General features: G+C 36.2%; 19 protein-coding genes. 8 read left to right on the top strand and 11 right to left on the bottom strand.

Translation table 11 applies throughout. The features are described from left to right. Positions 1-8: 8 nt before the first annotated feature. Positions 9-5,741, bottom strand: coding sequence for a DUF11 domain-containing protein (locus HX004_RS01635; protein ID WP_286440578.1), 5,733 nt, complete (start codon positions 5,739-5,741; stop codon positions 9-11). Between the two features lie 1,159 nt (positions 5,742-6,900). Here HX004_RS01635 and HX004_RS01630 point away from each other — a divergent pair. The 4 genes from HX004_RS01630 to HX004_RS01615 all read left to right on the top strand — a co-directional run bounded on the left by HX004_RS01630 (position 6,901) and on the right by HX004_RS01615 (position 9,825). Then, positions 6,901-7,662 (top strand): enoyl-CoA hydratase/isomerase family protein, encoded by a 762-nt coding sequence (locus tag HX004_RS01630; protein WP_286440577.1) that lies wholly within the window; start codon positions 6,901-6,903, stop codon positions 7,660-7,662. Between the two features lie 126 nt (positions 7,663-7,788). Further along, the gene (locus HX004_RS01625) at positions 7,789-8,514 is read left to right on the top strand and encodes a hypothetical protein (RefSeq protein ID WP_286440576.1); all 726 of its coding nucleotides are present in this window, start codon (positions 7,789-7,791) and stop codon (positions 8,512-8,514) included. Between the two features lie 81 nt (positions 8,515-8,595). Beyond that, positions 8,596-9,048 (top strand): 6-pyruvoyl trahydropterin synthase family protein, encoded by a 453-nt coding sequence (locus tag HX004_RS01620; protein ID WP_286440575.1) that lies wholly within the window; start codon positions 8,596-8,598, stop codon positions 9,046-9,048. A 6-nt stretch (positions 9,049-9,054) separates the two neighbouring features. Next, positions 9,055-9,825, top strand: coding sequence for a UDP-2,3-diacylglucosamine diphosphatase (locus tag HX004_RS01615; protein ID WP_286440574.1), 771 nt, complete (start codon positions 9,055-9,057; stop codon positions 9,823-9,825). A gap of 246 nt (positions 9,826-10,071) precedes the next feature. Here HX004_RS01615 and HX004_RS01610 read toward each other — a convergent pair whose 3' ends face one another. Further along, entirely contained in the window at positions 10,072-11,382 is a 1,311-nt protein-coding gene (locus HX004_RS01610; RefSeq protein WP_286440573.1) for an HTTM domain-containing protein, read from the bottom strand. After that, positions 11,351-12,307 carry a bifunctional riboflavin kinase/FAD synthetase gene (locus HX004_RS01605; protein ID WP_286440572.1) on the bottom strand — a complete coding sequence of 319 codons (957 nt, stop codon included), beginning with the start codon at positions 12,305-12,307 and terminating at the stop codon, positions 11,351-11,353. The genes HX004_RS01610 and HX004_RS01605 overlap by 32 nt, the downstream gene beginning before the upstream one ends. Before the next feature lie 197 nt (positions 12,308-12,504). Here HX004_RS01605 and HX004_RS01600 point away from each other — a divergent pair, with 197 nt between their 5' ends. Next, the gene (locus HX004_RS01600) at positions 12,505-13,263 is read left to right on the top strand and encodes an endonuclease/exonuclease/phosphatase family protein (protein ID WP_502888453.1); all 759 of its coding nucleotides are present in this window, start codon (positions 12,505-12,507) and stop codon (positions 13,261-13,263) included. A 65-nt stretch (positions 13,264-13,328) separates the two neighbouring features. On the opposite strand, the gene HX004_RS01595 is transcribed toward HX004_RS01600, so the two are convergent. The 4 genes from HX004_RS01595 to rimP form a co-directional block, all read right to left on the bottom strand. Further along, complete coding sequence (locus tag HX004_RS01595) at positions 13,329-14,000, bottom strand: zinc metallopeptidase (protein WP_286440813.1); 672 nt, start codon at positions 13,998-14,000, stop codon at positions 13,329-13,331. A 132-nt stretch (positions 14,001-14,132) separates the two neighbouring features. Next, positions 14,133-17,126 carry a translation initiation factor IF-2 gene (gene infB / locus HX004_RS01590; RefSeq protein ID WP_286440570.1) on the bottom strand — a complete coding sequence of 998 codons (2,994 nt, stop codon included), beginning with the start codon at positions 17,124-17,126 and terminating at the stop codon, positions 14,133-14,135. A 51-nt stretch (positions 17,127-17,177) separates the two neighbouring features. Beyond that, positions 17,178-18,416, bottom strand: coding sequence for a transcription termination factor NusA (nusA, locus tag HX004_RS01585; RefSeq protein ID WP_286440569.1), 1,239 nt, complete (start codon positions 18,414-18,416; stop codon positions 17,178-17,180). Between the two features lie 11 nt (positions 18,417-18,427). Then, a complete protein-coding gene (rimP, locus tag HX004_RS01580) occupies positions 18,428-18,895 on the bottom strand; it encodes a ribosome assembly cofactor RimP (protein ID WP_286440568.1) in 468 nt (155 codons plus the stop codon). A 178-nt stretch (positions 18,896-19,073) separates the two neighbouring features. Here rimP and HX004_RS01575 point away from each other — a divergent pair, with 178 nt between their 5' ends. Then, positions 19,074-19,901: a universal stress protein gene (locus tag HX004_RS01575; protein ID WP_286440567.1), complete on the top strand. Its 828-nt coding sequence runs from the start codon at positions 19,074-19,076 to the stop codon at positions 19,899-19,901. A 137-nt stretch (positions 19,902-20,038) separates the two neighbouring features. Here HX004_RS01575 and HX004_RS01570 read toward each other — a convergent pair whose 3' ends face one another. The 4 genes from HX004_RS01570 to HX004_RS01555 form a co-directional block, all read right to left on the bottom strand. Beyond that, on the bottom strand, positions 20,039-20,866 hold the full coding sequence (locus HX004_RS01570; protein ID WP_286440566.1) for a mechanosensitive ion channel family protein: 828 nt from the start codon (positions 20,864-20,866) through the stop codon (positions 20,039-20,041). Next, the gene (locus HX004_RS01565; RefSeq protein WP_286440565.1) at positions 20,847-21,077 is read right to left on the bottom strand and encodes a hypothetical protein; all 231 of its coding nucleotides are present in this window, start codon (positions 21,075-21,077) and stop codon (positions 20,847-20,849) included. Before HX004_RS01565 ends, HX004_RS01570 begins: the two co-directional genes overlap by 20 nt. Beyond that, a complete protein-coding gene (locus HX004_RS01560) occupies positions 21,077-21,661 on the bottom strand; it encodes an RNA polymerase sigma factor (RefSeq protein WP_286440564.1) in 585 nt (194 codons plus the stop codon). The genes HX004_RS01565 and HX004_RS01560 overlap by 1 nt, the downstream gene beginning before the upstream one ends. 66 nt (positions 21,662-21,727) lie before the next feature. Then, positions 21,728-22,321, bottom strand: coding sequence for a riboflavin synthase (locus tag HX004_RS01555; protein ID WP_286440563.1), 594 nt, complete (start codon positions 22,319-22,321; stop codon positions 21,728-21,730). 57 nt (positions 22,322-22,378) lie between these two features. On the opposite strand from HX004_RS01555, the gene pdxA reads away from it, so the two are divergent. Next, a complete protein-coding gene (gene pdxA, locus HX004_RS01550) occupies positions 22,379-23,449 on the top strand; it encodes a 4-hydroxythreonine-4-phosphate dehydrogenase PdxA (RefSeq protein ID WP_286440562.1) in 1,071 nt (356 codons plus the stop codon). A 50-nt stretch (positions 23,450-23,499) separates the two neighbouring features. Beyond that, a complete protein-coding gene (locus HX004_RS01545) occupies positions 23,500-24,072 on the top strand; it encodes a YceD family protein (RefSeq protein WP_286440561.1) in 573 nt (190 codons plus the stop codon). Positions 24,073-24,081 lie beyond the last annotated feature (9 nt).

Below are 24,081 nucleotides of genomic sequence, written 5' to 3'. Positions count from 1 at the left end.
AGTATATCTTATTTAATTTTTTGTGTAACGTTCAAGTTTGATTTGACTGAACAGTTTTTCAATATTATACGGATAGGTAATCTTCTACCTATAACACAGCCATTTCTATACGTTTGTACATAAACAACACTGTATTTTGGACCAAAACCAGCACCTTCTGGCAATTCATCCTGATATTCCGGTAAATGATAAGGTAATTTGAAGTTATTTAACCCTTCTGTTGGTACAGGTGTGCCACCTGTTTCTTCGGTATAAACTTCATATGTAGAACAATTATCCTCCGCATTAATCGTCAGAATACCTCCTTGACATACATCTAAATATTCCTCTTCAATATCAATTCCAACGTCAATACGCGGAGCCACTGTTACTTCAAATATTTTAGTAAAGTTTCCAAGTACTCCTACAACGCTTCCATAAGAAATTTTAACGCGGTCGAAAGGTTGATCGATTTCTTTGATAATCATTTTGTATTTATTGCTGTATCCCAATCCAAGTAGTTTTAGATCTAGAATTTGAACACCATCTGTTCCATCAATTTCTTCTCCTACTTTTTGGTCTCCTAAATAACGTTGGATTGTATATCCTTTAATTAATTCCAAACTCAAAATAGGATTTCCAGGAACCTCAGTTATAATATGCAATTTATCTCCAGGCATGACTTGTTGTTTGAAGACTACGGTTAAACTCGCTGCATTCAATACAGCAACTCCTCTCGCTATTGTAGCATAGGTATTCAGATTTCCGTCCACTGCATTCCATGGATTAGAAACAGACGCTGTTGCACTTGCTACTCCTAAACCTAAATCTTGTACTCCGTGTAATACATCTAATACTGCTGGATGTACATTATCTGAAACAGGTTCACAATATGCTGGTGAAAATGCACTAACATTTTTCGTATAGTATACGTGATATACTTTAGCCAATTGAGCAACACTCAATAAAGATCCTTGAGAAATACGAACCCCTTTATACTGCTTAGGCCCATTTTTATCCGAAGGAACGAAAGTAAATTCAACCACATTATCCGCTGCCAATAAATCTAATAAACCACCTTGAACGGACTTTAACGTTCCAATGGTATTGCCATCAGCATCTAATCCTACAACTGAAATACCCCCAGCTAACATCAATCCACTGTATTGTTTTCCTAGCTTAATCGTTACAGGAGTACCTGCAGCAACTTCTTCTTCGAAGTAAACGTTTTGCCATACGGTACCAATACCTAAAAGTCCAATACCCGTTGTTAACGTAGAATAGGTTGTTGGATCGCCATCGATGGTATTATCTGTACCACTAACACCTCCTGTAATGATTGACCCCCAGCTTGATGAACCTGTTGCATACACTCTTTCTATCGTTGGTGGACATAAGCTATCATCATAAACGGTAATCATTACATTTTCATAGGATTCGCATCCATTAGCCGAAGTTGCCACTACAGTTAAGGTATAAACCCCAGGTGTCGTAAATTCTATTGATGTACCAGCAAATTCTACAGCATTATGATTATACCATTTTATAGTTCCATTTCCTCCCACAACAGTAGCTGTTGGCAAGGTTACCGTTACTGCATTTTGATCTCTTGGAATGGTTACATTAATACGTTGACTCGATGAAAATTCAATAACTGGTGCAGGACTTTGAGTCACGACAAAAGGATCTGATTCAACTGAAACTTCAGCTCCTTTAGTATAAATAACCGTATAACTACCTGGATAATTAGTTGTTAGTGTTTTTTCCTTTCCGTAATTTGGATTCGTCGACCCGGCCATTGTCGCATCAATCGCCTCTCCATCAACATACCATTGGTATGCATCTGCCTCAGCAGGACCTTTATTCGAATCTAAAGTAAACTCTGTATCTGGACATACCGCATTCGCTTGATCTGAAGTGATAATCGCCTTAGGTAATGCCGTACTGTGCACTACTCCGATGATCGTTCCAGGGTTCTTTGTTAAATCTGGTGTTATCGGATTGGTATTATCCACTGGTGGGTAAGAAGGATATGAAATAATGCTTCCCGCTTCTTTGGTAAAAGCGGTATTCTTGATTTGCAATATTCCCTCTAATGTAGGATTCACATCCACGGTGAAAACAAATCTTTGCTCATTCCCTGGTGTCATCGTACCGGAGAAATCGTAGAGTACCGATTGACCATCCTCAGACAATCTTCCTTGCAACACAGAATAGAAGGAAGTACCAATAGGTAATCTATCTGAAACTGTAAAGTTATTAATCGTCGTTGCACCAACATTTTTCACGTGAATCGTATATTCGATTTTCTCACCTCCTGATACAGTATTAGTAGAAGCAGAACCATTTACTTTGTATGATTTCCACGATACTAAGTTTTGATTCGATCCAAATGGGCTACAAAGTCTTTCAACTTTATAAATTTCAAGAGCTGAAAGCACGCCAACATTAGCCAAACTTTTTAATCCAATGCTAATGCGATCATATTGACCATTGGGTTTAAATGGAATATCAACTAGAGATGCCGAACTTAATAAACCTGCAATCTCAGTTCCTTCTATTAGACCATTATTCCAATCCAATTGATCTACAAACGTATCTCCTTTGTAGGCTTTAATTTCTAATTTTTCCAACAAAGGAACAGTAATAGCGCCTGTACCCGTTTTCAATCGGATATTGGCAACATCATCCACTTCGGAAAGCGAGTTAAAGTAAAACCATTGTTTTACACTTCCTCCAACATTAATAGTTCCCAAACTCATTTGTGAACCATGTGTAGAATTATCATCAATCGCTCGTTCTGGATAAGTCACTCCTCCATTGCTTAAATCCGTTACATCCAAACTAATTCCCTCATATTCGTAAGAAGTCACAAAAGGAGCAACACAAGCTTCTGTTGAAGTTTCATAACACATGCCATATACATTCATTGTATTCGGCGCAGCGGTTGCCCCAATAATTGATTTAGAAACATCAGTAATGCGTACGGATTTATACGCTTGTGTTGGTGTAATAGCTAAATAAGTACGTCCTAATTTATCCATTACGACTCTTATTTTTCCATCACTATAAGAAGAAGTTAAGGCTTGACTTCCTTTCTCTAGAATCGGATTCCCGCTGGCGTCTTTTACTGTCACTTTAAAATAGTGATTCCCCAATAAAAGACCATCTAACAATCCTGTAACCAAATTCCCTAAACTTCCTCCTACTAATTGTTTCAGCAAAGATCCTTCAAAATCAATGCGAACATAAGAAGTCGTATGAGCAGGTACTGTAGCGGTGTATCCCAATTCAACAAAACCTTCCTCCTCACCTATTCCCAATAAAATACCTGATCCTGATTGCAAGGTTGCATAAGAATCGAAGTTATCATCAAATAGGTTATTGAGATCATTGGCATTACTTGCGCTCAATAATTGAGTTGCACAAACTGGTGCAGTAAAAGGAGAAACCGTACTTGTTTCAGGACAAGTTGCTCCGACGCGTTTCACGTCATATAAACGAATGGTTGGTGTTGCTAAATTTACCCCTACAACGGATTGCACTTGAACTTCAACGCGGTCAAACGGCAAAGTTGTTGCATATGTAAAAGTTTGAATCCCTCCTGATTTGAATAAATTCAACAAATTGAGGTTGTTAATCAGCCCTTGTTGAAGGGTGAAGGATTCTCTTTGTGTATTACCTAAAAAGGTTACTATTTTATATCCACCTAATAATTCTAAAGATAATAAACTCGGCGAATTTGCTTGTAAACGCACTTTTAGTTGATCTCCAGATTGAGAAGGTTTATTGAAATAAATCAATTGACGTACCGTTGCTCCTACAGCTAGTAATCCATTGTTAATTTCAGCGTATTCAGAGGAGTTACCACTAATCGCATAATACGGATTTTTCACTCCTGCTTGGCTAAAATTAGTTATACTAGCCGATATACCTGTCTGGGTAAAAGAAGTAAATTGCGGGGCAAAACACGGATCTGTTCCGATTTCACGACACATATTATACACCTTCAAGGTACGAATAGCATCGGCAGCAAGAACACCACTTATGCTATTGGTAATCTTAATACTTTTATAAGGTTGATCTGGAGTAACGGCAAGATAATATCGACCGATTTTATCTTGTACGATTGTCATTTTTCCATCTGTAGTGCGGAAACCTACATTACTATTGCCCTTTAAGATTGGTGTCGAGCTTGTATTATTATATACCTCTACATCAAAATGGTGACTTCCTAATAACAATCCTGCTGCGTCTTCAAGTAACGTACCTAGAGTACCTCCCACAAGTTTACTTATCACCTCCTCTTCCATATCAATGCGGATATAGGAAGTTGTATTGGCTGAAACTTCTTGTGGATAAGCCAAGTGGATCATCCCTGAAGTTGCTTCTCCAACTATAATTTGGCTTGCTTTCGCATATAAAGTAGCATAGGTTTCATTGTTGTTATCTACGGCATCCGTTGCAAAATCAACATTGCTAAATTCTTTTAAAGTAGTTGCACAACTAGCCGTTTCAAATGGCACTTGTGTAGGTGTTGGAACCGTAAAATTTGGATTGATACAAACGGTATTGTCATAGCGTTGTACATCATAAATATCTAATCCTCCAGTTGCTAATCCAACATTTACCCCCGTGTTCAAACGAATCTCTACTTTATCAAAAGCTTTACCAGGCGCAAAAGTCAAGTTTGCAACGGGATTATTCTGCAATAATTGTAGAATATTTATTCCATTTAACAAACCTCCTCTTAATCCTCGAACATAAACCACTTTATTTCCTTCATAGGCTCTAATTTCTAGACCAGATAGAAGAGACAAATCTAAAATTCCAGAGCCCCTTCCCAATTTAATATTGAAAGTTGCATTTTCTTTTGATTTATTTGTGAAATAAAAATATTGAGAGACATAACTCCCTACATTTACATTTAGGATATTGCCCGCCTTCAAAACAGAAGAAGAATTTTCGTCTGTATCAATGGATTTACCGTATTGACCTGTACCGACTGTATCAAACAAACCGCCAAGTAAATTCACATTTAATCCTACTGCTTCAACACCTGTAACTAGAGGTCTCCCACAAGAAGCATCTCCAGTGTAATAAAAAGCTTCATACACTTTCATCTCTAATCCAGCACCTAATTGAATACCCAAAGCAGGAGTTGCACTTCTTAAACGAATCGTAATTGAATTATACGATTCTATCGAAGATACAGCTACATACATTCCTCCATCTTTACTCTCTACAAGATTGACTTTTACGTTGTTAGAATCAATTTTATTCCCATTTAAAGAGGCTTCAACAATAATCATATTGCTTTCAAAAAGTCCAGTCAGACCACCTACTAAACCAATCAAATTAACTTGTAATCCAGTATTAATAGGTTTATCTATCTTTACGAAAGATGTTGTATTTGCAGTAAGATTAGTTGGAAACTTCATGTTTATCCATGATTCCCCAGTAGATCCAATTCCTACAAGTGTTGCACTTTTGGACGTTAGTTTGGAATATGTATTCGAATTTCCATCAACTACAGCCGGTCCATTCTCTACACTAGCAATAGTGCTTGTCGTCTTATCCCTATACTCTAAAGTACCTATTATAAACTGCCCAGCTTCTCGAAGACCGTTAGTTTGTTCAGTTGCCGAAACCTTCGTTTGTCCATATCCTTGGACCAATGGTACTAGAAGTACCAGAAAAATTAACACCCTCGTCCAGAGGGAGAAAGTAATTTTCTCTTCCATGTGTTGTCTATTAAACATATTATTATCTGATTTTAATGTGTAAGGTGTATATGTATAGCACAACAACAATATGCATGATACGCATATGTGTCATAAATAGAAGATCTACTAAAAAAATATAAAGGATGGGTTCCAATACAACGGTGTATTGGAACAAGAAAATATACGGAAATGCTACACTGTACGTGTACAGCGTAAGCATTCCATTTGCTACAAATACATTTAAATTCACTTAGCCCAAGTCAACTTAAATCTATCCTTTTTTTATTTGTTTTTTTTTCGATCGATCCTGCGTAGTTTTCAAGCATCCCACTTAAAATATCTACAGAAATACAATTTCTTTTCTTCTTATAGCTCTTTTTCTTTTTTCTGCTTTTTTTTCTGGATTTTCACTTTTTTCACTCAGCCCAAGCAAATTATTAGAAAACCACTGAAATGTTCTTTATTCTTATAAATACTTATTTTTTTTACTCCTTTCTTTAGCTTTTCCTCTATTTTAGAAGTAAAAGGTATAAATATATCTTCATGATTTTATGCGTTATTGTATAAAATCAACACAAAAATAAATAATTATATGCAAATAATAAACTATTTATAGAATATTATTCACAATACATCAACTTAAAAAAATAACATATTCTCATCTAATTCTGGAAATAAAAATGAGATTACCTCTAAATAAAGTTAATATTGAAATAAAAAAATGGATAAAAAGTTAATTAACAACCATTAAATGATTTTACGTTAATTATTTTAAGGAGAGTCAAAAAATCGCACTTTTTGAAGTAGTGCTAAAAAGACATTACCAAGAATAGAATACGTCTTTTTTCCCTGTTTACAGACATAAATTACAGGAATAAAATGGCGCGCAATATAGTGTATTTTTAACTTTTAAAAAACTCCCTCAGCACTTATTTATACAAGCAATTGACTTTTTTTTAAAAAGCAGACATCTAACCAAAAAAACACAGATTTTATCCCCATTTATGCAAAAAAGTTTTGCCGTTCTTTTTTCCTAAAAATCAAATGTTAAATAAGTTAAATTTAATCTTAAATTGCAAGTTCTCATTATGTGAATTTTTTCTTAATCGGTTCTCTGTTTTTTCTGCTTATTCAAACCCAACAAACATTTTACTGCTTTCTCAAGATTTCATACATTTGACAAAAGACTATTCGTATGGAACCAAATGCCTATATAAAAACAGCAATAACAAATCAAATTGCAACAATTACCTTTTATAGTGCTGCCAGTAATTCTTTTCCAAGTTCTTTGTTGGAAGAATTAACTACAGCCATTACCCAATTAAACACAAAACCAGAGGTAACAACAATAATTTTACAAAGTGAAGGAACAGGTGCTTTTTGTGCCGGAGCTTCTTTTGATGAATTACTGGCCGTTCAAGACAAAGCCACAGGAAAAAAATTCTTCTCGGGTTTTGCCAATGTAATCAATGCCATGCGCAAAAGTTCGAAAATCTTCATCGGACGTATTCACGGAAAAACTGTAGGTGGAGGTGTTGGATTAGCGGCTTCTTGTGATTACTGCTTTGCTACTGAAAAAGCAGCAATCAAATTATCGGAATTAGCTATTGGAATTGGCCCATTTGTCATAGAACCAGCCGTATCACGAAAAATAGGAAAAACTGCATTTACTTCCATGTCCTTAGCTGCGCATGAATGGAAAACAGCATCATGGGCACAGCAACACGGATTATACGATGAAGTATATGAGTCTGTCGAGCGATTGGACTTAGAACTAAACACCTTTGCCAAACGAGTAAGTACCTACAATCCAGAAGCGTTGATAGAAATGAAGCAAATCTTTTGGGAAGGAACGTCAAATTGGGATGAATTATTAACAGACCGAGCTGAAATCTCAGGACGTTTAGTTCTTTCAGACTTTACTATTCAAGCCTTGAATGCTTTTAAAAATAAATAATTACACCGGTAAAATAAACACGATTTCTCTTGAAATCGTGTTTTTCTTTTAGCTATCTTTAAAAGAAAAATGCAAGTGAAACGATTCCTGTCCATCTGTCGCATCTACCTCTTTCTAATATTTTGTATGCTTCTCGCACAACCACTCTCTGCACAAGATGAAGCTAGCCCTTTTAAACATGTAAGTGTTGCTACGGGAATCACAACCTTAGGTTTCAATCTGGAAGTTGCCACCCCCTTATCTGCTCATTTTTTCATCAAAGGAGGGTTTAATACGTATAGTTACAGCACCCTAACACATCGCTTCAATTTAGATGATCCCTATGGTGCTTTACAAAAAGCCTTCGGACAACATGTCGCCTATGAGATGAAAGCTAAGATGAACAATGTACACGGAAGTCTCGTCTTGGACTATTACCCTTTTAAAGGGGGAATTCTCTATATTAGTGGAGGATTTTATTTCGGAAAAACAAAGCTCACCTCCAATGGAATAATTGTCAATCGCGACGGAACTCCTGCACAACTTCAACCGCCATATGATTGGCCAGAACTTGAGTTTAATGGTCAAAAGATAGACATTACCAACGGTCGTTTGGATGCGACATTAACCCTGGGCAATACCCTTAAACCCTATATCGGTTTAGGTCTAGGTCGAGCAATACCCAAGAGGCGTTTCGGACTCAAATTTGAACTCGGTCTATTATACGCCGGGGAATATTCACTGAAGCAAAACGACGTTGAAGTTAGCAATACCCTAAACAGAGCCAACAACTTTGAAGAAGTAGATACCTATATCAATTGGTTCAAATATTACCCAATGGTTAAGTTCCAACTTCAGTATCGCTTATTCTAAAAACCGCGTACAAACCAAAACCGCGTTAAAGAAGGGACAAGTCTACTAGATTTTTTACTACCTTTGTCAAAATTTTTGGTTATGTCTAAAATTAGAATTACAAAACAATTTACGTTCGAAACAGGTCATGCATTATATGGATATGACGGTAAGTGTCGCAATGTACACGGACACAGCTATAAACTAGCTGTTACAGTAATTGGTACACCCATTACCGATTCATCACATGTAAAATTTGGGATGGTAATTGATTTCAGTGATCTAAAAAAAATAGTAAAAGAAGAGATTGTAGATCTTTTTGATCACGCTACTGTCTTTAATAAAAATACACCCCACGTTGAATTAGCACAAGAATTGAAAGACCGTGGACATCACGTGATTTTAGTGGACTATCAACCGACGAGTGAAAATATGGTGATTGATTTTGCAACTAAAATCAAAAGTCGTTTACCTGAAAACCTTGCTTTGTATTCACTGCGCTTACAAGAGACTGATTCGTCTTATGCAGAATGGTACCAATCTGATAATCTATAGACCCTAGTGAATTTTACAATTGATACAACAAAAGGAGTGTACTTTGCTTCTGATCAACATTTTGGAGCGCCAACACGCGAAAAAAGTTTACCACGAGAGCAGCTTTTTTTAGCATGGCTAAACGAGAAAGAAGAAGACATGGGAGCTTTATTCATCTTAGGAGATCTTTTCGACTTCTGGTTTGAATACAAAACTGTTGTGCCCAAAGGTTTTGTTCGCATACTCGGAAAACTGGCTCAACTGAAAGACAAAGGAATACCCATTTTCTTTTTTGTTGGCAATCACGATTTATGGATGAATGACTACTTTCAAACGGAATTAGGCATCCCTGTTTTTCATAAACCACAAGTGTTCACCATCAATGGAAAGCAATTTTTCATTGGCCATGGCGATGGTTTAGGCCCTGGAGATTTAGGTTATAAACGCATGAAAAAAGTATTTACCAACAAATTTTCCAAGTGGTTATTCAATTGGCTACACCCTGATATTGGCATGCGTTTAGGACAGTACCTATCGGTAAAAAACAAATTAATCTCCGGAGACGAAGATGTGCGTTTTCTAGGAGAGGAAAACGAATGGTTAGTCCTCTACGCCAAGCGAAAATTAGAACAACAACATTATGACTATTTTGTTTTTGGACATCGTCATCTACCCATGGTGATTGATTTAAATCAGCAGTCAAAATACATCAATCTCGGAGATTGGATCAATTATTTTACTTATGGTCATTTTGATGGGGAATTCCATCTAGAAAAATATAAAAAGCCTCAATCTTGAGGCTTTTTTTATCGGATTATCGGTTATGGGTTATCAGTTATGGGTTATCGGGTAATTTCCTGATTTAAGGGTACATATATTCTTTAATCGATAATCTGGCGAAAAAGCAACTTGCGAAAAAACGAAAAAGCAAATCTAAAGGTTATCAGTTATACGGGCGTTGTCGGTTATAATTGGCAAATTACCATTTGCCACTACAGGCTTTCACTCCTCTTTCCTCTCTCCTCTTTCCTCTCTCCTCTCTCCTTAAAAAGGTTTATCCAAAATCCAAGGGCTATGTGAAAAGTAATTCCACGGAACACTAGCTAAATCGACTTTCTCATCAATATAGCGACTGTATTCACGTCCATTGATAGATACCCAACTATCCGCGTATACTGCCACATCCATACCTTTAGTAGCATATTCTTTCTTGATATATTGAGCCATTTGCCAAATCATATCTGACACATTCAGTCTAGCCTCTTGTTTATCACTTAAAACACCTTCTGTATTATAGAAGCTGCGTTGTCCCGTCTTTTTATCTTCAACGATAAACGTAGTATATCCTCCTCTAGAACGCAGCATCATGCGCCAGCTTAAACGATGAGCTTCATCTGTCCACAAGATATCACCTTCAACAAGATGTTGTCTTAAAGGCAAAGCAAATTGCAAAAACATAAATACAGTTAAGAATCCCAAAACAGGTTTACTCAATTGAGGAGTTGCAAAATTTTCCTTTCGTTCAACCGCAGGTTTCTTCTTCAAGAAAACGCGTCGAATCTGATCAGAAGGATAAAAGAAGATTGCGAATGTCAAAGCAAAATACGGGAAGATTCCGATGTGCAACGTTGCGGAATTGAAAAGGTGAAAAACAAAAGAAGCGATTAACGCTAAAGTTCGCGTGCGTTTCCACAACAGCGCAGGAACAATCAATCCATCGAATATAATCCCTAAATAAGCAATGATGAGATAAAACTCTTTTTGTGTAAAAAGCGTTTTAAAAAAATCCGGAATATTGGCAGATTGATACATGAGTTCCGTAAATGTTCCATCCAACCAATCTGGATAAAATTTAGCAATCGTTCCATAAAAATACAAGACGCTCACTTGAAAGATAAAAATCCAATTAAAATAAAGGGGCATGGATAATTCTTCTTTGACGCGATTGGCTTTTACATCTAAAGATTTATAAGAAGCTGCAGGTAAAAAACACATATAAACACAAATAATCATCAAGAGATAATAGTGGTTGTTATACGATGTTTTTTGCAAAAAATAAGCACCTGCCCAAAGTAGTGTCAACAAAGGCATCGACCATTTATAGCGATAACCCAACATCACCGCCAAAGAAACCAATCCCATTACAAAGAAATACACATACATCTGTGGCCCGACAAGAACTTGCAAAAAGTCCATATAAATATGGGAAAAAGTAAACTTTACGTCTACGAGATTTAATCTTACCCATCCTGTGGCAATAGCGCCAAAGGACTCACAGGCGAATAAAAATCCGAAAAATATTCGAAATATAATTAAAGGTGCATTATCTACGGGTTGCAGGGCTTTTTTCCACATGGCGATTAAAATAAGCTCTCGTCGCTTGTTCGTCCATCTTTAATTGATCCACAAGCTCCTCAAGCGAGTTAAATTTTAGTTCATCTCTAATGCGATCCAAGATACGAACTTTTAACGTTTTATTATATAAATCACCGGACCAATCTAGAAAATTTACTTCTATTGTATGGGGATGATTAACAAATGTCGGATTCACCCCAATACTCATCATTCCTTTAACTAGCACCCCCTCTATTTCAGATTCTACGACGTAAATTCCATTTTGGGGTATCATTTTATAAGATTCCGAAATTTCAAAATTTGCTGTTGGAAAACCCAACGTACGCCCCAATTTTTTACCGTGAATTACTTGTCCTGAAAAGTGATAATCATGCCCTAAAAATTCATTCGCTAAGGCTATATTTCCAGCCTCCAAAGCGGTTCTAATTTTAGTAGAACTAATGGACACATGGTCAATTTCTTGTGCGGATATTTCTTCTACTTCAAATCCATAAAATGCACCAAAACGCTTCAAGTCGTGAATATCAGCCGTTCTGTTTTTTCCAAAACGGTGATCATAACCAATGATAATTTTGGAAATATTAAAGGTCTCAACTAAGACTTGCTTGACAAATTCTTCCGCGGTTAGATTGGCAAAATCCAAATCGAACTTTTGCACAACAAGGTTATCCAATCCTAAATTAGCCAATAATTCTTGTTTCTCTTCCAGTGTATTTAGCAAACGGATTCCGTGATCTTGCTTCAATACCATACGAGGATGTGGAAAGAAGGTCAACACCAAACTCTCAGCATCTAACTCTTTGGCAGCATCCACTAACTTTTTTATAATCATCTGATGTCCAATATGAACACCATCAAAAGTTCCTAGGGTTGCAACAACTTTTTTATCTGTCTTAAATTCGCCAATGGAAGAAAATATTTTCACGATGATAACTTTAGTCTTTTAAGGGGATTTTACTTAGTTTTGCCCCGTTTTCTAAATAAAAAATTCAAGCAGTAAAAATACTTCATTTTTTACAAATCACATGAATTATTAAACAATAATACGCCTAATCTAAAGTAATTAACATGCCTCGCTTATTTAAAACCACCTTGGTTTTCCTTTTGTGGATAACACCTCTTATGCTCTTTTCTCAAGTAAAAATCATGACTTGGAATTTAAAAAATGTAGGAAGTAGTAAATCAGAGGAAAACATCAGTTATATTGCCAAAATTATAAAGCAAGCTGACGTAGTTGCCATTCAGGAGGTAGTCACAAACCCAAGTGGTGCGCAAACAATTTTAGCTCTGCATGAAGAACTCAACCGAAAAAGTGGAAGTAAATGGGAATACGCTCTCAGCGATCCAACCCTTAGTTCCCCCTATCGTTCGGAGCGTTATGCATACTTATGGAAATCAAAGCATTTAAAACTGAAAACAAAGGCCTTTTTAGAGCCAACGTATCAAGAAGAAATTGAACGAGAGCCTTATATGGCCACTTTTCAATACAAAGACTTTCAATTCACCTTGGTTAGTTTACATGCTTTACCCAAGAAACATCAACCGGAAAAAGAAATCAAATATTTGAAATTCTTTCCTACACAGTATGAAAATAAAAACCTTATTTTTCTCGGAGATTTCAATACACCTGAATCAAATTCAGTTTTCAATCCCTTGAAAAAACAAGGCTATACGCCCGCTTTTACCAATCAAAAAACCTCATTGCGACAAAAGTGTATCAATGGAGATTGCTTGGCTAGTGAATATGACAATGTATTCTTACAACAAACGTTATTTAAAGTCAAATCAGCGAAAGCTATTTTGTTCTTTGAAGATTTTGAGTCCATCAAAGAAGCAAATAAGATATCCGATCACATTCCTCTACTCATCGAGATAGAATAAAAAAAGGATTTCAGCAATTGAAATCCTTTTCTAAACAATTAAAATATAATAAAAACATCTATTACTTATCGTCTGTTCATGTAAATCATGACATAGTATAGCAAAGTACCCAAAGAGGAAAGTGCGGCTACCACATAGGTTCTTGCCGCCCATTTTAAGGCATCTTTAGATCCTACTAATTCTTGTGGCGTCACAATATTCTTTGCTTCCAACCATTTTAATGCTCGATTACTCGCATCGTATTCAACGGGTAGTGTTACAAAAGAAAAGATGGTAGTCAACGCGAAAAGCACAATTCCCAATAACAATAACTGTGGAAATGTTTTCAACATCAACACCCCTCCAATTAAAACAAATGGCATAAAACGAGAGGAGATTTCCAATACAGGAACCATTTTTGAACGCATGGTCAACCAAGAATACGCTTGTGCATGTTGTACAGCGTGTCCAACCTCATGGGCAGCTACTGCTGCTGCTGCTGCATTACGCTGATTATACACGGCTTCACTTAAGTTTACCGTTTTATCTACTGGATTATAATGATCCGTTAATCTACCTGGTGTTGAAATCACGCGTACATCGCGGATACCGTGGTCAAAAAGCATCTTCTGTGCAATTTCAGCACCACTCATCCCATTTTGTAAATGAACCTCTGAATACTTCTTAAATTTTACTTGCAAACGATTACCCACATACCAACTGGCACCCATCATGGCAATCATAAAAATCCATATCATCATAGATATAACAATTAATGTTCACAAAAGATATAGCAAATGACGCGCCAAATCAAAAACACCGTCATTTTGTCATAAAAAAAGGGAGAAATTGAATAATTTCTCCCTTTTTGTCTGATAAATAACTTTTTATTACTTCAGTTTTTTCTTTACTTCTACTTCTTGGAATGCCTCAATTGTATCGTATTCTTTGATATCGTTGTAGTTCTTGATTTGGATACCACAATCATACCCTTTCGATACTTCTTTGACGTCATCTTTGAAACGTTTAAGCGCAGTAAGTTCACCTGTATAGATAACAACCCCCTCGCGGATTAAGCGGATTCTAGAATTACGGAAGATTTTTCCATCAATAACCATACATCCTGCAATCGTACCCACTTTTGAAATTTTGAATAACTCTCTAATTTCAGCTGTACCCGTAACTTCCTCTTTCAACTCTGGAGATAACATACCTTCCATTGCATCTTTCAAGTCGTCAATTGCGTCATAGATAATTGAGTAGTTTCTGATATCGATTTCCTCTTTATCTGCTAGTACTTTGGCAGAAGCCATCGGACGTACGTTGAATCCGATAATAATTGCATCTGATGCAGAAGCTAACAATACGTCAGATTCTGTGATTGCACCCACTCCTTTGTGGATGATATTGATTTGAATTTCTTCTGTTGATAATTTCGAGAATGAATCCGAAAGTGCTTCAACAGATCCATCCACGTCTCCTTTTAAGATGATGTTCAATTCCTTGAAATCTCCTAAAGCGATACGACGTCCAATCTCTGCAAGTGTAATATGTCTTTGTGCACGAACCGATTGCTCACGTAACAATTGCGTACGTTTAGCAGCGATTTGTTTTGCTTCTTTTTCTTCTTCAAATACGTTGAATTTATCTCCAGCTCCAGGTGCACCATCTAATCCCAATACAGAAATTGGTCTTGAAGGTCCTGCCTCTTTTACTGAATTTCCACGCTCATCGTGCATTGCACGCACTTTACCATGGTTACATCCTGCTAAGAGGTAATCCCCTACTTTCAACGTACCTGCTTGTACTAATACTGTTGATACATATCCACGTCCTTTATCTAAGTATGCCTCAACCACAGTACCCGATGCTGCTTTGTCAGGGTTTGCTTTTAACTCTAACATTTCTGCCTCGAGTAAAACTTTCTCTAACAATTCTTTCATTCCGATACCTTGTTTGGCAGAAATATCTTGTGATTGGTAAGTACCTCCCCATTCTTCAACCAATAAATTCATCGAAGCTAATTTCTCTTTAATCTTCTCTGGGTTCGCCGTTGGCTTATCCACTTTATTGATTGCAAAAATAATAGGTACACCTGCAGCTTGTGCGTGACTGATTGCCTCTTTTGTCTGTGGCATGATGTCATCATCCGCTGCAATTACGATAATTACGATATCCGTTACCTGAGCTCCACGTGCACGCATCGCTGTAAACGCCTCGTGACCTGGTGTATCTAAGAAGGTAATTTGCTGACCATTCTCTAAGGTTACTCCATATGCTCCGATGTGTTGTGTAATCCCTCCAGACTCTCCTGCAATTACGTTGGCTTTACGCACGTAATCCAATAAAGAGGTCTTACCGTGATCCACGTGTCCCATTACAGTCACGATTGGTGCACGAGGTTTTAAATCTTCTGGTCTATCTGGTGCTTCTTCAATTGCTTCTTCTAAGTCAGCAGTTGTAAAGTCAACTTCATAGCCAAATTCATCCGCAACAATAGTCAATGTCTCCGCATCTAAACGTTGGTTCATGGTAACCATGATTCCCAATGACATACACGTTCCGATTACTTTTGTAATTGGCACATCCATCATAGTAGCAATTTCACCAACTGTAACAAATTCCGTTACTTTCAGAACTTTGTTTCCAGCTTCTAAAGCTCTTTGTTCCTCATCTGATTTCTTACGGTGAACATCGCGTTTATCTCTACGATATTTCGCAGCCTTAGATTTATTTCCTTTTCCTTGTAAACGCTCAAGCGTTTCTTTGATTTGGTTTTTAACTTCTTCGTCTGTTGGCTCTGCTTTTACAACAGGAGCATTTCTGCGATTGTTGTTGTTCTTATTGAACTTGCCATTGTTACCACCTGGTTTATTCGCGTTATTTCCTCCTGGACGGTTATTGTTGTTCCCTCCTGGTCTGTTCGCGTTTCCACCTGGTTTATTAGCAGTTCCACCTGCGTTATTTTGGTTAGCACCAGCGCCTTCCGCATTGGCAGGTTTTGCAATACGTTTTCTTTTATTTCGCCCAGCTGCATTGCCTTTTTTGTCGTCTTTCTTCTCTTCCTTCTTCTTTTTAGGCTTGTCAAACTGTGACAAATCGATCGTTTGCCCTGTAAAAGTAGTCCCTGAAAGTTTTTGATAATTCGTTTTGATAATTTCATCACCTAACTTCGCATCAACTTTATCGTCTTCAACTACTTTAGTTTCTTCGTTTGCTATTTTAGCAGACTCCTTATGTTGCTTTTCTTCCACAGGTTTGTCTTTTACTTTTGATTCTTTATTCGCTACTTTCTTCGCTTCAACTTTTTTTGTCGTATTTTTTGCTGAATCAGTTTTTGAATCGACATCAACCTTAGCAACAGGAGTAGCTTCCACTTTCTCCTCTACTTTTTCTTGTGCAACGCTTTCTTTCGCAACTGGTTCTTCACTCTTTACAGGCTCAGCTTTCTTTTCTTCTTTCTCAACCACTTTTTCAGATACAGCTGAAGAAGATTCTAAAGTTTTTTTAGGTTCTAGATCAATTTGACCCACAGTTTTAATAGCAACTTGCTCCTCTGCTTTGGCTCTAATGATCTCTTGTTCTTTCTTGATACGAGCTTGTTCTTCTTGTTTTCTCTTTTCTTCTAATTCGCGTTCACGCTCAACTTTAAGCGCTTCCTTTTCTTTTCTCTTCTCTTCACTCACTTCAATAGAAGCTTCCTTTTTCCCTCTATCAGCAGAAAACTGTTTGTTCAGAACGTTAAATTCTTCTTGGGAAATCTTTGCATTTGGTGTTGCATCGATTTCATACCCTTTGCCTTTCAAAAAGTCCACGGCTCTATCTAGAGAAATATTTAATTCCCTTAAAACTTTATTTATTCTTATTGCTCTTTCTTCAGACATATTATCTTTTTAGTGTATTATTTGTGTTGTGTTGTTAATAGAAGTGTTGGATTAATCCTCAAACTCCTCCTTCAGAATACGAAGAACCTCTTGAATCGTTTCTTCTTCTAAATCTGTGCGTTTGATTAATTCCTCAACACTTAAATTCAACACGCTTTTTGCTGTATCTAATCCAATCTTAGCAAACTCTTCAATTACCCACATGTCGATTTCATCGCTGAATTCTCTTAATTCAACATCGTCATCTTCTGGGTTTAATTCGCGCATCACATCGATATCAAATCCAGTTAACATCCCTGCTAACTTGATGTTTTGCCCTCCTTTACCAATTGCTCTAGAAACTTCTTCCGTATCTAAATATACGTTCGCTTTTTTGGTTTCTTCATCAAATACAACCTTATTTACTTTTGCAGGTGCTAATGCACGTTTAATAAACAAGTCTGTATTGGTTGTATAATGAATAACGTCTATGTTTTCGTTTCCAAGTTCTCTAACGATTCCGTGGATACGTGACCCTTTCATTCCAACACAAGCTCCTACAGGATCAATTCGATCATCTGATCCTTCAACTGCAATCTTTGCTTTTTCACCTGGAATTCGAACTACCTTCTTCACGTAGATTTTATCTTCGCCAATTTCAGGAATTTCTTGTTCTAACAAACGCTCTAGGAATCGGTTCGATGTTCTAGACATGATAATTTGAGGTTTTGCTCCTTTCAATTCAACAGCCTCAATAATTCCTTTTACTGTATCTCCTTTTCTGAAAAAGTCAGAAGGAATTTGTTTTTCTTTTGGCAAAACAATCTCATTTCCTTCATCATCCATCAAAATTACAACTTTTGGACGAATATGATGTACTTCTGCTGCGTAAATCTCTCCGATTACCTCTTTAAATTGCTTATATAGCGTAGCATTGTCATGCTCCGTAACTTTTGAATTCAAATATTGACGTAAAGCTAATACTGCTCTTCTTCCAATATCTTCTAACTTCACTTCTTCCGAAACTTCTTCTCCTACTTCAAAATCCGATTCAATCTTTCTAGCTTCACTTAATGAAATCTCATATTTATCATCCTCAACCTCACCATCGTTTACAACGATTCTACTTCTAAAAACCTGGAAATCTCCTTTATCAGGGTTAATAATGATATCGAAGTTATCGTCATCACCATATTTCTTTTTCAATGCATTTCTGAATACATCTTCTAAGATGGCCATTAACGTAACTCTATCAATGTATTTTAACTCTTGAAATTCTGAGAACGATTCTACTAAACCACTATTCTCCATCTGATATTTTTTTAAAATGAAATTATTATACTAGCTTCTTTTATATTTTCGAATGGTATAACAGCTTCTTTTTCAACTGTAACCTTTCCTTTTCCAACAGCTTTTGCTTCACGCGCTTTCCACTGTAATACGATCGATGCTTCTCCGACTTCCGCTATTGTCGCCTCGTACTTCTCTTGGCTCAAAGTGACTAACTTCACTTTTCTTCCAATATTCTTCTTATACTGACGCAACAATTTCAACGGTGATGTCGCACCCGCAGAGGCAACTTCTAGAGCAAAATCGTGTTCTTCTCTATCTAAATTGTGCTCTATGGCTCTACTTACATCAATACAGTCTTGCAAATTTACCCCGTTATCTCCATCTAAGGTCACCATGATCTTATTGTCTGGAGAAATTGTCATTTCAATCAAAAACAACTCTTGCTTCTCAGCTAAAGCTGCATCCAACAACTCTTGTACTTTGTTTTTAAATGTCATATGCTATAAAAAGAGGGGACATTATGTCCCCTCATTATTTAACTTCTTTAATAAATAACGGTGCAAATATACTATTTTTTTTGTACTAATAAAAACTTTTGTGTATTGATAATTATATGCTTAAATTTAGAACACTGAAAAAACATGTTAAACACTTAATCCACTTTTACACTTAATTATGAAAAAAATATTAATACCAACCGATTTTTCACAACAGGCACATAGCGCAATCAAAGCAGGTGTAAATTTTGCAAAAAAACACAATGCAGAAATCATCTTATTACACATTCTTGACTTACCTCAAGAAACAAGTGATGGCATTAGCAAGGGAACACCGGCTCCTGAAGTAATGTTCTTCAAAAATGCTGCTGAACAAAAATTACAGCAAATCGCTTTAGATTCTTTATTTGATGGATTAACAGTTTCAACTAGTTTAATCTTAGACCGCACTTCGCAAGGTGTGACTAAATCTGCGATTCACAACGAAGTGGACCTAATTGTAATGGGGTCTCACGGAGCAAGTGGAATGAAGGAATATTTCGTAGGATCAAATACCCAAAAAGTGGTACGCACATCACCTGTTCCTGTTTTTGTAGTAAAAGGCGATTTTGAAGATAGCTGCATCAAAGACATTGTCTTCGCTTCGGATTTCACGAGTGAAATGAAAGATTCTTTCAAAAGCACCTTAGCGCTAAACAAAATAATTGGCGCTGATTTACATCTATTAATGGTCAATACACCTAATAGCTTTAAACCAACACATGTTGCTGAAGAAACACTAGAAACTTTCTTGGAAGACATCACAGATAAAGAATTCGATCTAAGCATTTACAATGACATCAACGTAGAAAAAGGGATTTTAAATTACTGTCAAAAAATAGACGCCGATTTAATTGCAATTGCCACACATGGACGTACCGGTTTAGCACATTTCTTTAACGGAAGTATTAGTGAAGATTTAGTTAACCACTCTCCTATCTCGGTCTTGACATTTAAAATTGACTAATTTTTGATTGGAAAGAAGAAAGAAGAGAGAAGAAAAGAAATTCTTATTAAAAGATTATTTTTTAAAAAAAGAAAAAATCACCCTTTTCCCCTCTCTTCTCACTTCTATCTAAAAAAAAAAATGCCCAAAGGCATTTTTTATTTTAATATTTCAATATGACTTTCCGAAACAGTTTTAATTGGAATGTAGTTCTTTTTTCCCTCCACCAACAAACACAAGTAAATATTATCAATGGATATTACATACCCTTTCAACCCATCAATTGAGATATACTGACCAATTTCCAAATTCTTTCTTGCATAAAACGAATACAACAACTTCGTCACTACATCTTTTGCCCCTAATCCCAGAGACAAAGCAACAGTCAATAGAATTGCACCAATAATAATGGAGATATTACTCGTAATAATAGAGGTATCGATTCCCATTTGATTCAATGTTGTAATCACAACAAAAATCAAAATCAAATAGAACAGAATATTTCCAATCATGCGCGCTCCAACAAAATCAACAGCTTTCAGCACTTCAACGATTACTTTCTTAATCCACGAAGCAAAGTAAAGTCCACCAATAAAAATCAATAGCGCCACGAATAACTTAGGCACAAACATCATCAGATTACCTATTTCACGTGAAACAATTTCCAATCCAAAGAGCTCTGCACCAATGAGCACCATAAGGAACACAAGGAACACCTTGACAAAAAAGAGCAAAACAGCATCTACTTTTACTCTAATTTTAACTTTACTCAAAAATTCATTATCGTCCAATCCTTCCTGAATTTTATCTAAGCGAATGAGCTTAAACATCTTTTTAAGGATATAGGAAAAAAGCTTCAGCATGAGCCAACAAAGCAGCACATAGCCCGCGATGAGCAGAAAACCAAAAACACCTTTAATTAGCGAATTCATCACATCGTTAATCATCTCACTTGGATATTCAAAACTATATAACTTCTCCATCATGATCTTCTTTTTTAATTCTTTCTATTATTTTCTTTTCTTTCTCTTTATCAACGTCTCCTATAAATGACTCTACAACTTTAGGTACTTGTACCGTATAGAGTTCAGACACATCTAAGGAAAGTTTAATAAAATTCAAATTGTCAATCACCCGATCTTTCAGATAGTCCGGCAATTTCTCGTCTTGCAGTATTTTCTTAAAAGGATTCTCCATTATGACAACGAATTATATAATTCTACAATTTTCTTTTTAGCCCTGTGTAATCGCATTTTTACTGCACTTTCTCCTAATTCAAGTAATAGTGCTATTTCTTTTATTGATTTATCATCCTGATACTTCATCAATAAAACGATTTTATCTTCTGGGTCAATTAAGCTTAGCGCCTCTTGAAGTTTTTCAACTGTTAGTGAAAAAATCTCTTCATCTGTCACTTCCTCGTCCACAGTAGAAACATACAATGCCTCTTCCTGCAATTCCACATTATCTCTATGCCGTTTTAAAATAGACTTCGAATAATTAACGCAATGATTATACGTAAACGAATAAAGCCAAGTTGAAAATTTTGATTCTCCTCGAAATGACTTTAAATTAAGGTATAATTTCACGAAAACATCTTGCGTCAAATCTTCTGCAGCATCGCGGGATTCGGCGAATCCCAAACATTTCTGATACACTTTCTGACCATACCGATCATAAAGTATACCGAACAAACTTGTATTTCCATTGTGAATGATGAATTGTACTAATTCCTCATCTGACATCGAAACAAAGTTTTGACTTTGCACATCCATTTTCATATTACTGTTTTACAATTCAAATGTAATAGTTCAGAACAAATACATCGAATTTTTAACATAAAGTTCTTAATTACTCCTAATCTGCAGTAATTTCTCCACATACTTCCCAATGACGTCAAACTCTAAATTAACCGCTTGCCCAACCTCATAATACTTGAAAAGAGTATGTTCTTTAGTATAGGGAATAATAGCAACACTGAAGCTATTGACCCCTGAATCAACCACCGTTAAACTCGTCCCATCAATCGTTATTGATCCTTTAGGGATTGTCGTGTGTTTTACTTTTGAATCATATTCAAAACCATAATATGTACTTCCCTCTGCATCTACAATAGACACGCATTGCCCAACCGCATCTACATGCCCTTGTACAATATGTCCGTCCAAACGTGCATTGACTAACATTCCTCGTTCTAAATTAATCTCTTGTCCGATTTTCCACTGCCCCAAAGTAGTAACATCAATGGTTTCTTTAATTGCCGTTACAGTAAAGGTTTCGTTTTCAATCGCCACCACTGTCAAACATATTCCATTGTGCAAAACACTCTGATCAATCTTCAACTCATTCACGAATGAACACGACACAGTTAGGTGTATATTTTCTTTTTCTCGTGCAATATTTTTAACAATTGCAATTTCTTCAACAATTCCTGTAAACATTACTCCATTTATTTTATTAAATTTGTTTTCAAAATTACTAATAATTTATACGAAACTATGAGCCATAAAGAAGAAAATGTTAGGGTAGGTATATCAATAGGCGATTTAAACGGTATTGGACCCGAAATTATCCTTAAATGTTTCGAAGACAACAGAATGCTCGAGCTTTGTACGCCCGTTATATTCGGTAGTTCAAAGCCCTTATCTTATATCAAAAAGAACATCAATAGCAATGTGAATTTCCAAGGCATTGATAGTTTGGATCAAATCATCACAGGAAAACTCAACGTGTTAAACTTGTGGAAAGAGAACATTAATATCAACTATGGTGAAAACGATCCTATCATAGGAAGTTATGCCATTAAATCATTTGTAGCTGCGACAGAAGCACTAAAAAACAATGAAATTGATATTTTAGTAACCGCTCCGATCAATAAATACAATACACAATCGGAAGAATTTCAACACCCTGGACACACCAATTACCTCAATGAACAACTAGAGGGAAATGCCTTGATGCTTTTGGTTAGCGACGATTTAAAAGTGGGATTATTAACAGACCACCTTCCCTTAAAAGACGTTGCACAAGCCATAACACCCCAACGCATTGAAGAAAAAGTTAAGACGATTCGCGAAGCATTAATGAATGATTTCAATATCTTCAATCCGCGTATTGCCATTTTAGGTTTAAATCCACATGCAGGAGACGAAGGCGTTATTGGAACAGAAGAGCAAGAAATCATCAAACCAACGATAACAAAACTAGCAGAAGAAGGTATACTCGTATCCGGTCCATTTCCAGCTGATGGCTTTTTTGGATCACAACTTTACAACAGCTTTGACGCCGTCATTGCGTGTTATCACGATCAGGGCTTAGCTCCATTCAAAGCATTATCCTTCAGTAAAGGTGTCAACTACACCGCGGGTCTAAATAAAATTAGAACTTCACCTGATCACGGAACAGCTTATGATATAGCAGGTAAAAACTTAGCTGACCCCACTTCTTTTCGCGAGGCCTTGTACTTAGCTCTTGATATTTTTAGAAACAGAAACAGAAACATTGAAGCCAAGAGCAACCCACTAATACCTCAAGAAAAAGAAAATAGCACAAAAAAATTTGATAATTAGCTTGTAATAATAATAATTTTTTATCTTTGCACGCTCAAATCATGTATTTGATGAATACCGAAAAAACATATTCGATATCCTTCATAGGATTGAAAAATGGAGAACATACTTTTGAATATCAGATAGATAGTGATTTTTTTAAAAATTACAATTATGACGATTTCAACAGTATACAAGCAAATATTAGCGTTCTTTTAAATAAAAAAGCTACCCATTTAGAGGTAAACTTTAAGGCAAAAGGAGTTGTCAATGTTCCTTGTGACGTTACAAATGAAGATTTTGATCTTCCTATTGAGAATGAATTCAACCTCATTGTCAAATTTGGAGAAGAATTTAACGATGATCACGATGAAATATTAGTCATTCCAATGAATGAATACGAGATAAATTTATCTCAGTATATATACGAATTAATTGTATTGTCCATTCCTGTCAAACGAGTAAGCCCTGAAGCAGCAGAAAACGAAGATTTCGATGAAGAAGACTTCGATTTTTTATTTGAGGACGAAGAAGAAGACAATGAAATGGAAGATTCGCAAGAAGACGATACGGAAAGCGATTCAGACAACGAAGATATAGACCCCAGATGGGAGAAATTAAAAAAACTATTAACGGATAAATAATATAGTAAA

The sequence above is a fragment of the Myroides sp. 1354 genome (assembly GCF_030324495.1).
GTDB lineage: Bacteria > Bacteroidota > Bacteroidia > Flavobacteriales > Flavobacteriaceae > Flavobacterium.
This window is presented reverse-complemented; position numbering and strand designations above follow the sequence as displayed.

Coding starts and splice junctions, on each gene's coding strand:
- HX004_RS01635 (WP_286440578.1), bottom strand. CDS start 5,741: ATGTTTAATAGACAACACATGGAAGAGAAAATTACTTTCTCCCTCTGG.
- HX004_RS01630 (WP_286440577.1), top strand. CDS start 6,901: ATGGAACCAAATGCCTATATAAAAACAGCAATAACAAATCAAATTGCA.
- HX004_RS01625 (WP_286440576.1), top strand. CDS start 7,789: ATGCTTCTCGCACAACCACTCTCTGCACAAGATGAAGCTAGCCCTTTT.
- HX004_RS01620 (WP_286440575.1), top strand. CDS start 8,596: ATGTCTAAAATTAGAATTACAAAACAATTTACGTTCGAAACAGGTCAT.
- HX004_RS01610 (WP_286440573.1), bottom strand. CDS start 11,382: ATGTGGAAAAAAGCCCTGCAACCCGTAGATAATGCACCTTTAATTATA.
- HX004_RS01600 (WP_502888453.1), top strand. CDS start 12,505: ATGCTCTTTTCTCAAGTAAAAATCATGACTTGGAATTTAAAAAATGTA.
- HX004_RS01595 (WP_286440813.1), bottom strand. CDS start 14,000: ATGATATGGATTTTTATGATTGCCATGATGGGTGCCAGTTGGTATGTG.
- infB (WP_286440570.1), bottom strand. CDS start 17,126: ATGTCTGAAGAAAGAGCAATAAGAATAAATAAAGTTTTAAGGGAATTA.
- nusA (WP_286440569.1), bottom strand. CDS start 18,416: ATGGAGAATAGTGGTTTAGTAGAATCGTTCTCAGAATTTCAAGAGTTA.
- rimP (WP_286440568.1), bottom strand. CDS start 18,895: ATGACATTTAAAAACAAAGTACAAGAGTTGTTGGATGCAGCTTTAGCT.
- HX004_RS01575 (WP_286440567.1), top strand. CDS start 19,074: ATGAAAAAAATATTAATACCAACCGATTTTTCACAACAGGCACATAGC.
- HX004_RS01570 (WP_286440566.1), bottom strand. CDS start 20,866: ATGATGGAGAAGTTATATAGTTTTGAATATCCAAGTGAGATGATTAAC.
- HX004_RS01565 (WP_286440565.1), bottom strand. CDS start 21,077: ATGGAGAATCCTTTTAAGAAAATACTGCAAGACGAGAAATTGCCGGAC.
- HX004_RS01560 (WP_286440564.1), bottom strand. CDS start 21,661: ATGAAAATGGATGTGCAAAGTCAAAACTTTGTTTCGATGTCAGATGAG.
- HX004_RS01555 (WP_286440563.1), bottom strand. CDS start 22,321: ATGTTTACAGGAATTGTTGAAGAAATTGCAATTGTTAAAAATATTGCA.
- pdxA (WP_286440562.1), top strand. CDS start 22,379: ATGAGCCATAAAGAAGAAAATGTTAGGGTAGGTATATCAATAGGCGAT.
- HX004_RS01545 (WP_286440561.1), top strand. CDS start 23,500: ATGAATACCGAAAAAACATATTCGATATCCTTCATAGGATTGAAAAAT.